The 13724-nt window shown below is 60.4% G+C and carries 12 protein-coding genes; 4 read left to right on the forward strand and 8 right to left on the reverse strand.

Translation table 11 applies throughout. From position 1 onward, the window contains the following. Positions 1 to 6 precede the first annotated feature (6 nt). Complete coding sequence (locus MCRY_RS10895) at positions 7 to 930, reverse strand: exonuclease/endonuclease/phosphatase family protein (RefSeq protein ID WP_085629710.1); 924 nt, start codon at positions 928 to 930, stop codon at positions 7 to 9. 31 nt (positions 931 to 961) lie between these two features. Continuing rightward, positions 962 to 2782 (reverse strand): ABC transporter ATP-binding protein, encoded by a 1821-nt coding sequence (locus MCRY_RS10900; protein ID WP_085629712.1) that lies wholly within the window; start codon positions 2780 to 2782, stop codon positions 962 to 964. A 264-nt stretch (positions 2783 to 3046) separates the two neighbouring features. Between MCRY_RS10900 and MCRY_RS10905 the strand changes: the two genes are divergently transcribed. The 4 genes from MCRY_RS10905 (at position 3047) to MCRY_RS10925 (ending at position 8121) form a co-directional block, all read left to right on the forward strand. Then, positions 3047 to 4753 (forward strand): peptide ABC transporter substrate-binding protein, encoded by a 1707-nt coding sequence (locus MCRY_RS10905; RefSeq protein ID WP_085629714.1) that lies wholly within the window; start codon positions 3047 to 3049, stop codon positions 4751 to 4753. A gap of 89 nt (positions 4754 to 4842) precedes the next feature. Beyond that, complete coding sequence (locus tag MCRY_RS10910; RefSeq protein WP_085629716.1) at positions 4843 to 5880, forward strand: ABC transporter permease; 1038 nt, start codon at positions 4843 to 4845, stop codon at positions 5878 to 5880. After that, complete coding sequence (locus MCRY_RS10915; protein WP_085629718.1) at positions 5873 to 6853, forward strand: ABC transporter permease; 981 nt, start codon at positions 5873 to 5875, stop codon at positions 6851 to 6853. Before MCRY_RS10910 ends, MCRY_RS10915 begins: the two co-directional genes overlap by 8 nt. Positions 6854 to 7068: 215 nt before the next feature. Continuing rightward, positions 7069 to 8121 carry a YeeE/YedE family protein gene (locus MCRY_RS10925; protein ID WP_085629722.1) on the forward strand — a complete coding sequence of 351 codons (1053 nt, stop codon included), beginning with the start codon at positions 7069 to 7071 and terminating at the stop codon, positions 8119 to 8121. 3 nt (positions 8122 to 8124) lie between these two features. On the opposite strand, the gene MCRY_RS10930 is transcribed toward MCRY_RS10925, so the two are convergent. From MCRY_RS10930 to scpA, 6 genes are all read right to left on the reverse strand, one after another. Continuing rightward, positions 8125 to 8490, reverse strand: a complete 366-nt coding sequence (locus MCRY_RS10930; RefSeq protein ID WP_085629724.1) for a hypothetical protein — start codon at positions 8488 to 8490, stop codon at positions 8125 to 8127. A 35-nt stretch (positions 8491 to 8525) separates the two neighbouring features. Continuing rightward, positions 8526 to 9557, reverse strand: a complete 1032-nt coding sequence (locus MCRY_RS10935) for an endonuclease/exonuclease/phosphatase family protein (protein ID WP_085629726.1) — start codon at positions 9555 to 9557, stop codon at positions 8526 to 8528. 21 nt (positions 9558 to 9578) lie between these two features. Further along, positions 9579 to 10262, reverse strand: a complete 684-nt coding sequence (locus MCRY_RS10940; protein ID WP_085629728.1) for a molecular chaperone DjiA — start codon at positions 10260 to 10262, stop codon at positions 9579 to 9581. Between the two features lie 42 nt (positions 10263 to 10304). Beyond that, positions 10305 to 10784 carry a GNAT family N-acetyltransferase gene (locus MCRY_RS10945; RefSeq protein WP_138488231.1) on the reverse strand — a complete coding sequence of 160 codons (480 nt, stop codon included), beginning with the start codon at positions 10782 to 10784 and terminating at the stop codon, positions 10305 to 10307. Further along, positions 10781 to 11398 carry a VOC family protein gene (locus tag MCRY_RS10950; RefSeq protein ID WP_085629730.1) on the reverse strand — a complete coding sequence of 206 codons (618 nt, stop codon included), beginning with the start codon at positions 11396 to 11398 and terminating at the stop codon, positions 10781 to 10783. Before MCRY_RS10950 ends, MCRY_RS10945 begins: the two co-directional genes overlap by 4 nt. A gap of 77 nt (positions 11399 to 11475) precedes the next feature. Beyond that, positions 11476 to 13605 carry a methylmalonyl-CoA mutase gene (gene scpA, locus MCRY_RS10955; RefSeq protein WP_085629732.1) on the reverse strand — a complete coding sequence of 710 codons (2130 nt, stop codon included), beginning with the start codon at positions 13603 to 13605 and terminating at the stop codon, positions 11476 to 11478. Positions 13606 to 13724 lie beyond the last annotated feature (119 nt).

The raw sequence follows: 13724 nt of genomic DNA on the forward strand, positions 1-13724 counted from the left end.
TGCGGATCAGGGGAGCAGATAGTCGGCGTAGACGGGATGATGGTCCGAAGGCCATTCGCCGTCAAACTTCTCTTGCAGAACAACCGGCCCTGCGTCCAGCGTCACGTTCGGTGTGCGCGACAGATGGTCAATCGCCCCAAGCACATGCACACCACGATTGAGGTGATACGTTGCAGCGGGCGAGCGGTCAAAGACGACACCCGCCTCTTCCAGAATGTCCATCGTCTGCGCCCCGTGCAGCGCGTTCAGGTCACCCACAAGAAAAACGGTTTCACCAGCGTCGATCCACGGCTTCAGACGATCCCGCACCAAAGCGGCAGACAACAGCCTGTTCGACCGGCTGGAATATTCGAAATGTACGTTGGCCACACGGAACCTTTGCCCCGTCTCGCGATCTTCGAACTGCGCCCATGACGCAAAGGCTGGGAACGAGCCATTGAAGGTCCGCGAATAGATCACATCGGGTGTGTCAGAAAAGAAAAACCATCCCTGATCAACGGGTTGCAACCGCTCTTTCAGGTAAAATATCGGCTGCGTGGTGGGGAATGTCTGCCAATCACCCGTGGCGGCAACGCCGTAGGCCGGGTTGCCAGCCGTCAAGTGATCCCGGCCCAGATTAACCGATCCATCATCACCGCGCCGAAAGCTCTCCATTTCCTGAAACGCCACCACATCGGCGCGCAACGCCTTGAACGCGCTGTCCAAAGGCCCTTTGCGCCGTTCCCAATCACCGACCGACCACGCGCCGGTTTCCTTATCCAGCCGAATATAGTGCACGTTGTAACTGGCGATCCGCAGCGCCGCCCCTTCAGGCGGCGCGACAGTTACATTGCCTTCGGTCTGGGTCACGTGCAGCGCACATGCCACCAACGTCAAAAGCGCGAAGACCGCAATCAGGCCGCGGGAAAGCCATCTGAACACTCGTACCATGTGCGGACCTTAGCGGCGTTTACAGCAGGTTTCAGTAGCCGCTGTCGGTGATCAGCACTTTGTGACCGGGCTCCACCTCGCGGTAGATCGACGGCTCCGGTTCGTAGTCCAGCCCGTGTATCGGCGACGGAATCGGTTTGAAGTTCAAATCCTTCTCGGATTTGCGCTTGCGCGGATCGGCAATCGGCACCGCCTTCATCAATGCCTGCGTATAGGGGTGCTGCGGGTTTTCGAACACCGCGCGACGCGGGCCGATTTCCACGATCCGGCCCAGATACATCACGCCGACATGGTGGCTGACCCGTTCGACCACGGCCATGTCATGGCTGATAAACAGGAAGGAAATTCCCAGTTCCGCCTGCAATTCCAGCATCAGGTTCAACACCTGCGCCTGCACCGACACGTCCAGCGCCGACACCGCCTCGTCTGACACGATCAGCTTGGGGTTCAACGCAAGCGCCCGCGCAATCGCGATCCGCTGGCGTTGACCGCCGGACAGTTCGTGCGGATAGCGCTGCATGAAGCTGCGCGGCAGTTCCACCCGGTCGAACAGCATCTCGACCCGTTTCTGCATCTCGGCGCTCGATCCCATGCCGAAATTGCGCATCGGTTCGGACACCTGATCGGACAGCTGCATCTGCGGATTGAGCGAGGCAAACGGATCCTGAAACACCATCTGCATGTCGCGCCGCGCCTCGCGCAGTTCGGACTGCGTCAGCGACATGATGTCTTTGCCGTCAAGGAACACGCTGCCCTGCATCGGTTCGACCAGCCGCAGGATTGACCGGCCCGCCGTGGACTTGCCACAACCGGATTCACCCACAAGGCTAAGGGTCTGGCCCTTGTTCACCGAAAAGGACAAATCCTCGACCGCGTGTACATTCGCCACCGTCCGCCGGAAGAACCCGCCTTTGACTTCGAACCGCGTGGTCAGGTTCTTGACTTCGAGCAGGACCTCGTCCGACCCGGTGATCGGCGGCACTTCGGATCCGTCGCGCCCCAAAAGGCGCATCGGTCGCGGCAGGTCGGTGCCCGTCATCTCGCCCAGCTTGGGCACCGCCGCCAGAAGCGATTTCGTGTAAGGGTGCTGCGGGTTCTCAAAGATTTCTTCGACCGTTCCCTCTTCTACCTTATTGCCGCGGAACATCACCACCACCCGGTCGGCCATCTGTGCCACCACCGCCATATCGTGGGTGATGAACATCACCGCCGTGCCGGTCTCACGTTTGAGCCGGTCCATCAGGGCAAGAATCTCGGCCTGAATGGTCACGTCCAGCGCCGTCGTCGGCTCGTCCGCGATCAGCAATCGCGGCTCGCACGCCAACGCCATCGCAATGACCACGCGCTGTCGCATCCCGCCGGACAGTTCGTGGGGATATTGTTTTAACCGGCGCTCTGGTTCGGGAATCCGCACCTGCCGCATCAGGTCCAGCGCACGCTCTTCGGCCTGCGATTTGCTCATGTTCTTGTGTAGCCGCAGCCCTTCTGTCAGCTGCTTGCCCACGGTGAAGACCGGGTTCAGCGCTGTCATGGGTTCCTGAAAGATCATCCCGATCTCGTTGCCACGGATCGTGCGCATCAGGTCCTGATCAGTCTCAGACAGGTCCACCTCGCCCGCATCCTTGCGGTCGAACAGCAAACGTCCGCCCGCAATGTCACCGCCGCCATATTCAATCAGGCGCATCAGTGCCAGCGACGACACCGACTTGCCCGAGCCGGATTCGCCCACCACGCAGACGGTTTCACCGGGATTGATGTGGAACGAAACATCCTCGACGCCGACGACGGTGCCGGACTTGGTCTGAAATTCGACGCGAAGATTCTCGATTTTGGCGATGCTGCCATCCGGCATGGGCGCGGTCCTTTTTCATTCGTTGCTCAAACGCTAACCGACGCAGGGCCAGAGTCAAACTCTGTCTCGACGTCGTCCATGTTATCGCTCCCGCGGGACTTGCATTTTGCTCAAAAGCTGTTTCGATGCGCACACAGGGGGAAAAACCTGCGCGTTTTCAGGGCGGTTTCCGGGCTTTTGCACCGAAAACCTAACAGAACACGCGCCCAAGGCTCCCACCAAGGAAAACGACATGGGTAAACTATGTCCAACAAGGAGAGACGAATGAAACTCAAATCCGTACTTTTGGGGGCTGCTGCTGCCGTAGCCCTGGCGCCCGCCGCATTTGCCGAGCGTGGCTCAGACGGCGAAGTCAAAATCATTTACTGGCAAGCGCCTTCGATCCTGACACCGTTCCTGTCGGGCGGGACCAAGGACGTCGAAGCGGCGTCGATGATTCTGGAACCGCTGGCACGGTACAACGAACAAGGCGAACTGGTGCCGTGGCTGGCCGCTGAAATCCCGACCGTGGCCAATGGCGGCGTCAGCGAAGACCTGACCTCGATCACATGGAAAATCGCACCGGGCCTGCTGTGGTCTGATGGGACGCCTTTCACTTCGGCGGATGTGGCATTCACACATGAATACTGCACCCACCCCGAAGGCGGCTGTGCACAGCTGACCAAGTTCAACGGCGTGACAAGCGTTGAAACCCCGGATGACCTGACCGTGGTCGTCACCTTTGAGGGACCAACACCGAACCCGTATGGCCCGTTCGTTGGCGGCGAAAGCCCGATCCTGCAGGCTGCACAGTTTGCGGACTGCCTTGGCGCTGCGGCATCGACCTGCACCGAACAGAACTTCAACCCGATCGGCACCGGTCCCTTTGTCGTTGACGAATTCAAACCGAACGACGTGATCACCATGTCGGCCAACCCGAACTACCGCGACCCGGCCAAGCCTGCCTTTGCAAGCGTGACTTTCAAAGGTGGCGGCGACGCCCGCGCGGCGGGTCAGGCCGTGATGGAAACCGGCGAATTCGATTACGCGTGGAACCTCCAGCTGGCGCCCGACGTGATCGCGCAGATGGAAGCAGGCGGCAAAGGTGTGCCGGTGGCTGGCTTTGGCCCGCTGCTCGAGCGCATCATGATCAACCAGACATGGGCCGATCCGAGCCTGCCTGAAGGCGAACGCTCGACCGCGACCCACCCGCACCCGTTCCTGCAGGAACCGGCGGTCTACAAAGCGATGTCCATGGCCATCGACCGTCCTCTGCTGGTGGAAATCGGCTATGGTCAGGCCGGCAAGGTCGGGTGTTCCTGGGTTCCCGCGCCTGAAGCCTTCGCGTCCACATTCGAAGGCTGCGACGTGCAGGACATCGACGGCGCAAAGGCAATGCTGGATGAAGCTGGCATCGTCGACAGCGACGGCGACGGCGTGCGCGAACACAATGGCGTGCCGCTCTCGATCCTGTACCAGACATCGACCAACGCTGTTCGTCAGGATTTCCAGGCGCTGATCAAGGAATGGTGGGAACAGATCGGCTTTGAGGTCGAACTGCGCAACGTCGACAGCTCGGTGTTCTTCGGTGGTGACGCGGGTTCGCCCGACACGTTCCAGAAGTTCTATGCCGACGTGCAGATGTACGCCAACACCTTCAACGGCACCGACCCGCAATCCTATCTTGGCAACGGTCTGTGCGCCAACGCACCGCGCCCCGAAACGCAGTGGCAGGGTGAAAACATCAGCCGCTTCTGCATGGAAGAGTTCGACGCGCTGCATGCAGAGCTGAGCGCAACCGCCGATATGGCAGAGCGTCAGCGCATCGGTCGTGAACTCAGCGCGATGATGACCGACAATGGCGGGATGATCCCGCTGGTCCACCGTGGCCGTCTGTCCGCACATGCCAACACGCTTGGCGGTGTTGTGCTGAACGTTTGGGACAGCGAACTCTGGAACGTTGCGGACTGGTACCGCATCGAATCCAACTGATCGCAAACAGCGTTTCTCGTAGGGTGGGCCCCGTGCCCGCCCTACACGTTGCTTCCCTGTAAAAGACTTATGACCCGAGGCGCCATCCGATGCTGACCTTCGCCGTCCGACGACTTGTTCTCGCCGTTCCGACGCTTCTGTTCATCAGTTTTGTCATCTTCATGCTACTGCAACTCGCCCCCGGAGATCCGATGGCGCAGGTGCCGCTGACCGTTCCACCCGAGGTCAAGGAAAAGATGCGCCAAGCTCTTGGCGTGGGTGAACCGCCGCTGGTGCAATATTGGAAATGGCTGGTTCAGGTCTTTTGGATCGAACCCAAGGTCTTTATCGACTACCTGACCAATTCCAGCACCCTTCTGGGCTGGTTGCCCGACACGCAGCTGTACCAGAACGAACTGCGCGTGATCTCGTGGCAGACCCGCAGCCCGGTGATGGACATCGTGATCCAGCGTATTCCGCAAACCCTCTGGGTGGTCGGCATGGCCTATGTGGTGGGCATCCTGATCGCCTTGCCCATCGGCATCTATTCCGCCTACCGCCAGTATTCGGTGTTCGACCAATCCGGCACGTTCATCACGATGATCGGCTTTTCGATCCCACCCTTCTTCACAGGCCCACTGTTGATCGTGATCTTTTCGGTGCAACTGGGCTGGTTCCCGTCGATCTATGATACGACCCACGTGGTCAATGACTGGGCTAGCCTGAAATTCCAGTTAAGCCAGATGATCCTGCCGGTGATGGTATTGGCACTTCAGACGACGGCCCAGATCAGCCGCTACATGCGTGCCTCGATGCTCGACAACCTCAACCAGGATTATGTCCGCACCGCCCGCGCGAAGGGGCTTTCCGAAGCCGTGGTTGTGACGGTCCACGTCCTGCGCAACTCGATGATTCCGGTAATCACCGTGATCGCGCTCAACGTCCCGTCGATCTTCGGCGGCGCGATCATCACGGAAAACGTGTTCAAGGTGAACGGCATCGGGCAATTGCTGATCACAGCACTCTTTGCCAATGACCTGCCCATGGTGATGACACTGACCTTCATCTTTGCCGTGCTGATCGTTCTCTTCAACCTGATTGCCGATATCCTCTACGGCCTTCTCGACCCGAGGATCCGCTATGACTGAGCCCGTGCAAGCCACACCCACCCCGATTGAAGCGCTGGCCGACAAAGGCCCACTTGAGCCGCCGCGCAGCCAGTGGAAAGACGTCTGGGACCAGTTCCGCAAACATAAGGGCGCGATGTTCGGCGGCGGGTTCCTGCTGTTCATCACGTTGGCCGTGCTTCTTGGTCCATACATCTGGCAGGTCGACGCGCAAAAGCTCGACATCCGCAACAAGGACCTGCGCCCGATCTGGACAGCCCTGTGGGACGCCGGGGCCAAGACCGCGTGGAGCCGCCCTTTCGGCACCGACCAATTGGGACGCGATCAACTGGCCCAGATCATTCAGGGCGGGCGCACGTCGATGGCCGTGGGCTGGGCCGCCATGATCCTGAGCCTGATCATCGGAACAACCGTGGGCGTGCTGGCTGGCTTTGTTCGCAAAGCCGACGGTCTGCTGATGCGCCTGACAGACCTGTTCCTGTCGCTGCCGATCCTGCCGCTGTTGCTGGTTGCGGTGACGCTTTTCCGCCAGCCCCTGCGCGAGGCGTTCGGCCCAGAGGGCGGCATGTTCGTGCTGATCGTCGGCATCATTGCCATCACGAGCTGGATGCCCACCGCCCGCATCGTGCGCGGCGATATACTTGCCCTCAAGGAACGCGAATTCATCCTTGCCGCGCGTTCCATTGGCACGACGCCGTTCCGCATCGTACAGCGCCACCTGCTGCCCAACGTGCTGTCACCTATCATGGTCTCGGCCACTTTGGGCCTTGCGACCGCGATCATCACGGAAAGCGCACTCAGCTTTCTTGGCGTCGGCTTCCCGTCGGACTTCCCGACATGGGGCAAGATGCTGGCCGACGCGGTGCAGCGGATGCAGCAGTTCCCGGAACGGGTCTACCTGCCGGGCATCGCGATCTCGCTCACGGTGCTCAGCGTGAACTACCTTGGTGACGGTCTGCGCGACGCGCTCGACCCACGTATCCGGGGCCGCTGAACGGCGGGACCTAAAATAAGATCAATCGGCACGGCAAGCGGGTGATCCCTTGAACGTCCGTCACGGCGACAAAGCGGAAATCGGAATTCTGTTCCGGTTTCTGCGCTCGCGCCAAGATACCTTTCCTGAAATCCCGCCGTATACTGGCCGTGTATGCCTTGCCCAAAGGAAACTTTCCCTCCATCTGGCAGATCAACAGACGGAAGGACCGACCCATGTTCGAATCCCTTGGCTTTGAAAACTACACAGCACCGCAAGTCGCAGTGGGTGTTGCGCTGATCCTTGGCGCAGCCTTTGGCCTTCTGGCCGAGCGCACAAAATTCTGCTTCCGTCGCGGACTGGTCGGAGACGACCGCAAACAGGCGTTGGGGGTCTGGCTGACCGCTTTGGCCGTGGCCGTTCTGGGCACGCAAGCTGGTGTGCTGTCGGGCCTGATCACATTCGACGATCACCGCTTCATGGCCGGAGACCTGCCGATCCTTGCCATCGTTCTGGGTGGCCTGATGTTCGGTGCGGGCATGGTGCTGACACGTGGCTGCGTATCTCGCCTCACTGTTTTGTCCGCCAGCGGAAACCTGCGTGGCGTGTTTGTCCTGTTGGTCTTCGCAATCACCGCCCATGCCACGCTGAAAGGCGTGCTGGCTCCGGTCCGCACCACGCTTGGGTCGTTCACCGTCCCTCTGGGAGACACGGTGTCCTTGGCCACCCTGCCCGGCGGCGCGCTGGTCTGGTCGGTGCTGATCGCACTTGCGGCGCTGGCTGTGGCACTGCGCTCTGGCAACCGGGCGACCACGCTGGTCATGGCGGCCCTGCTGGGCGCGCTGGTGCCTGCGGGCTGGATTGGCACTGGGTTTGTGCTTTATGACGACTTCGACCCGGTCGCACTGGAAAGCCTATCCTTCACCGCGCCGTATGCTGACACACTATTCTGGACCGTGGCCTCCACCTCGATCCCCGCGAATTTCGGTGTCGGTCTGATCGGTGGCACCGTGATCGGCGCGCTGGTGGCCTCGTTGATCTTTGGCAGCTTCCAGTGGCAGTCGTTCCACACCCCGGCGGAAACAGGCCGCTATGCAGGCGGTGCAGTGCTGATGGGCATCGGCGGCGTTCTGGCCGGCGGCTGCACCGTGGGCGCGGGTCTGGCCGGTGTGCCGACGCTGTCCATTGCGGCACTTCTGGCGATCCTGTCGATCGCAGCAGGCGCGCTTTTGGCCAATGCGGCGCTCAAGCCATCACGTCAAAGCGCCTACGCCCAACCAGCGGAATAAGTCTTAAATGTCGATCTCGTCGCCCTCGGGCGGCGGGAGACCTTCCAGCGGCGGCGCATCCTGTTTGCGTTTGAGCAGGATATCCCCGTTGGGCAAAACCACCGGAGGCTCATAGGCAGACCAGTCTTCCACCTGATCCATCAGATCGCGCAAAGCGGGGCCCATCTCCTCGGCAAAACTGCGCAACGCGGGCTCCATTTCATCAGCAAGGTTTTCAAGCTCGCGCAAGGCGGGCTCCATCTCGCTCATCAGCCCACGAAAGAAAAGCTTTGCGCCCTCTTCCATGAGGCTGGTGCCTTCGTCGTCCTGTGCCACAGCCCCAAGAGGGGTTAGCGCCACGGCGAGTGCAAGTGCGGAAATCTGTTTCATAAGACCAATATAAGCGATCTCACCCGGGATTTCACCTAAAGGTCGATATCCAGTGTCACCGGGAAATGATCCGACGCTGTCAGCAGCGCCTCTCGCAGCTCCGGCGTCTTCCAGCAGGTCGGATCGTCGAACGGATGCCAGATGCGCCACCGCTTGGCCTTGGATCGAAGATCCCGCGACACCATCACGTAATCCAACAGTGCCTGTAAAAACCGATCATCGTGCGGGATATAGAACCGCGCCGTGGTGGGCTGCGGCCCGATCCGCCGCAACAAGGCTTTTGACGCGTGCGGGTCGTAAAGCACTGCGTCCCCATCGCCAAGAATGATCTCGACCGAACTGCGCCCGAAAAGATGCTCGTACTCGTCAAGACCGGGGCCATCGTTCAGATCGCCCATCACGATCAGCGGATCTCCCAGCTCCAGATGTTCCGCCACCCGCGCCCGCAGCCAGATCGCCTGCGCCAATTGCTTGCGTCGATTGGCAATGGACAGCCGCATGACCTCATCGCGGTTATGCGCCCCATGTGGGGCTTTCGATTTCAGATGTGCGCCGATCAGGCGGATCACCTGTCCGGTCGCCAAAACGGTCATTTCGACCTCAAGCGGCGGTTTGGAAAACACGACCCGGTCCTCGGTCGCGTCGATATCAAGGTCGATGCGAAACGTCCCGTCAAAGCGCGGCGCACCGGCGATCTGGGGTGCACCGGGCACAGGCGCCTGCCCTTTGGGATCATGGCGCATATCCACAACGTAAGGATCATACATCACCGCGATTTCCTGCTGGGTGTCATTGCTGAACCCCAGAACCGCAGTGTGTGCGCGCAGATCGAACGCCTTGGCAAAGGTTTCAAGTGCGCGCACCGTGTCGCGCTGGCGGTTGGTGTCGGGCGCTTCGACAACCATCACCACATCCGCATCCATCGCAGTGAATACGATACCCAAGGCTTCGGTCTGCATCGCTTTGGTCACATTATGCCGTGCCGACCATGACCCGTCTGCGATCAAAGCACCTGTGTCATCGAACAGGGCGTCAAACCATTCGACGTTGTAGGTGGCAATTCTCATCGAAATCGCATCCGTACGGCATCAGGCATGTTCGCGCGCTGCGATCTCTTCCCACGCGCGGTTGATGTCGATCAGCCGCCGTTCCGACAGCTTGACCGCCTCTTCCGGCACACCCCGGGCGATCATCCGATCAGGATGGCTCTCGCGGACAAGCTGCCGCCAAGTGGCGCGGATTTCCTTCAGCGTCATACCCGGTTCGACCCCCAGAACGTCATAAGGGTCAGGTGCCGCATCCGGCACAAAGCGCGATTTCAGACGGCGAAAAGATCCGTCGGGCAGATCGAAAATCTCGGCCACGCGCAGCAGAAACGCATCTTCGCCGGGATGATAAGTGCCATCCGCCATAGCAATGTGGAACAGCCCCTCCATCAGATCGCACAGCGTGCCCTGATCCTGACCGAACATCGCACGAATGCGCTTGGCATATTCTTCAAAGCCCGCGACGTCCTGACGGGCAAGGTTGAATACGCGCGCCGCGCCCTCTTCGTCTTCGCGCGGGATGTGGAAGACTTCGCGAAAGGCCATCACCTCGTCGCGGGTCACCAGACCATCCGCCTTGGCCATCTTGGCGGAAAGCGCAATCACGGCAATGGTGAAGGCCACGGTCTTTTCCGGCGGTGAGCGCAGCCTGTCGAACACAGCTGTAAGGCCCTCGCCCGAGGCAAGGGCCGAAAGAGCATCCGCTATGCGCGACCAGATCGACATGCGCGCAGTTTACGGGAAAGCGCGAATTTTGTCAGTGCGGCATCAGAGCTTTTTCTGCATCAGCACAAGGTCGATCCACCGATCGAACTTGAACCCCACCTCGGGCAAAGTGGCGACCTCCACAAACCCGATTGCGGCATGAAACGCGCGCCCCGTGGGGTTTTCAGCGCTCACACCGGCCCAAAGCGAATGCACCCCTTCAGCCCGCGCCACGTTTTCAAGCGCCGCCATCAGCGCCCGCCCGGCCCCGGTGCCCCGCGCCTGCGCTGCCAGCGCAATGGAATGTTCCTTGGTCCGCGCATAGCCCGGCCCGTTGCGGAACGGGAAATAAGTGGCATAGCCCACCGCACGCCCATTGATCTCGGCCACGACAAACGCAGGGCCTCTTGCAGCGATGTCATCGCGCACGAAGTCGACGGTTTTCGGGGTCGAGGTAAATGTGATCGTGGTGTTCTCGATCACGTCGTTCAGGATCACCGTCAACGCCTCAGCATCATCGGCGCGCGCAGGCCGTATGATCATGTAAGAATACGCCGCCCGCTTGTGGTCAGGAACACAGCCTGCATCATCCGGTCCGCCATTGTCCGATAGATCACCCGATCATCATCCAAAACCGGAGCCAGCCGTTCTTGCAACGCCGCAACGTCTGGACCGCAGATCGTCAGCGCCTCAAGCCGCAGCCCTGCGCTGTGCAGCGTCATGCCCGGCGGCGTTTCCGTGTGCCACTGGATGATGGCGGGGAACAAACCGCCAAACGGCAAGCGCCCATCGGGCGGCACCAACATGGTCCAACTCAGGTCACCCCGGCTCAGATGCACCGGCTCGCCTGCTTCGGGGAACATGCGCTGTGCGGCGTCGATGTCATCACAGCGCAGAATCCATTTGTCGAGCTGTGCCGGACCGTCGAAATCGTCCAGCCCGAACCAGCGCGGATAGTCCGGCTTGGGTTGCGACGGGTCAGGCGCAATGGCTTCGAAATAGAGGTCTTGCTCCAGCCCCAACAAACGGTTGTGGGTGGCGTAGTGCGCGTGCTGCCCGCCAGCACCAAGCGTCACGCCCAGTGCCTCTTCACTGTGCGCAACCGCCTCGTCCAGCGTTTCGCCCGCAACCGCGATGTGATCCAATTCGAACTTCATGCGCACATTCACACATGCGGGCGGTATTCCGTCAACGGAAAATCGCGGACGCTGCCACGCGTCCGCGCGCCCCGTGCTTACCCGCGCGCCTCGCGGATCAGCCGCAGAATGTCCTGCGCCGCCTCGGGAATGTTGGTGCCCGGCCCAAAGATTGCCTTCACACCAGCATCATAGAGGAACTGATAATCCTGCTGCGGAATAACTCCGCCACAGATCACCAGAATGTCCCCCGCACCCTGCGCCTTCAGCTCCTGCACAAGCTGCGGCGCCAGCGTCTTGTGCCCGGCCGCCTGAGAGGAAATCCCGATCACGTGCACATCGTTGTCGATGGCATCTTGCGCGGCCTCGGCCGGGGTCTGGAACAAAGGCCCCACATCGACGTCAAAGCCGATATCGGCAAACGCCGTGGCGATCACTTTCGCGCCCCGGTCATGCCCGTCCTGTCCCATCTTCACCACGAGCATCCTCGGACGGCGACCCTCATCCTCGGCGAACGCCTCGACCGACCGCTGGATCGCGGCAAAGCCTTCGTCGCCCTCATAGGCCGCGCCATAGACGCCAGCCAATGTCTTCACCTCGGCCCGGTGACGGCCGAACACCTTTTCCATTGCCATGCTGATCTCTCCTACCGTGGCGCGTGCGCGAGACGCCTCGACCGCCGCCTCCAACAGATTGCCACCCTCGGCGGCGCGTTTCTCAAGCTCGGCCAAAGCCGCATCGCAGACGGCCTGATCCCGCGTGCTGCGAATGCTCTCGAGCCGCGCAATCTGGCTTAGGCGCACCTTGACGTTGTCCACGTCCAGAATGTCGAGCGCATCTTCCTTGGCGAGCCGGTACTTATTCACCCCGACGATCACATCGGTGCCCCGGTCGATCTGGGCCTGCCGCATCGCCGCGGTTTCCTCGATCCGAAGCTTGGGCATGCCGGACGCCACAGCCTTGGTCATGCCGCCCATCTCATCGACCTCTTCGATCAACGCCCACGCCGCTTCGGCCAGATCATGGGTCAGCTTTTCGACGTAGTAAGACCCTGCCAATGGGTCGACCACTTTGGTCACGCCGGTTTCTTCCTGCAAAATCAACTGCGTGTTCCGCGCAATCCGGGCCGAGAATTCAGTCGGCAAAGCAATCGCTTCGTCCAAAGCGTTGGTGTGCAGCGACTGGGTGCCGCCCAGAACCGCGCTCATCGCCTCGTAGGCGGTTCGGATCACGTTGTTGTACGGGTCTTGCTCGGCCAACGACACACCCGAGGTCTGGCAATGGGTGCGCAGCATCTTTGACTTGGGGTCTTTTGCGCCAACATCGGACATGATCCGATGCCACAGCAACCGTGCCGCCCGCAGTTTGGCCGCTTCCATGAAGAAGTTCTTGCCAATGGCAAAGAAAAACGACAACCGCCCTGCGAACTTGTCCACATCCATACCGCGATCCATCGCGGTTTTCACGTATTCCTTGCCGTCCGCCAGCGTATAGGCCAACTCCTGCACAAGGTTCGCACCGGCCTCCTGCATGTGATAGCCGGAAATCGAAATCGAGTTGAATTTCGGCATGTTGTCCGAAGTGTATTCGATGATATCCGCAATGATCCGCATCGACGGTTCGGGCGGATACACATAGGTGTTGCGCACCATGAATTCCTTGAGGATGTCGTTCTGAATGGTCCCCGACAGAACAGCCCTATCGTGCCCCTGTTCTTCACCGGCCACAATAAAGGACGCAAGGATCGGAATAACCGCGCCATTCATCGTCATCGACACCGACACCTGATCCAGCGGAATGCCGTCAAAAAGGATCTTCATGTCCTCAACGCTGTCGATGGCCACACCGGCTTTGCCGACATCGCCCACGACACGCTCGTGATCACTGTCATAGCCCCGGTGCGTCGCCAGATCGAAGGCGACCGACACACCCTGCTGCCCTGCCGCAAGGTTTTTGCGGTAAAAGGCGTTCGATTCCTCGGCGGTGGAAAAGCCCGCATATTGCCGGATCGTCCAAGGACGCCCCGCATACATCGTCGCCTTCACGCCGCGTGTGAACGGAGCCTCACCCGGAATGGTGCCCAGATGCGGCAAATCCTTGATGTCGTCCTCGGTATAAAGCGGCTGCACCTCAATCCCTTCGAGGGTCTTCCACGTCAGAGCATCCAGCGGCTTGCCACGCAGCTCTTTCTCGGCCAAGGCGCGCCATGTGTCTTTTTTGGCAGTCATAGGTCTGTTGTTCCTCTTGTCTTCAATGGCCCTGTGTCCTTGTGGAACCAAGGAACCAAAAGCATGGGTTCGGGTGCGCGCAGAATGGCATCGGTCACTTTTTTGCGGGCTGACCCGCT

The organism is Marivita cryptomonadis, from assembly GCF_002115725.1.
GTDB lineage: Bacteria > Pseudomonadota > Alphaproteobacteria > Rhodobacterales > Rhodobacteraceae > Marivita > Marivita cryptomonadis.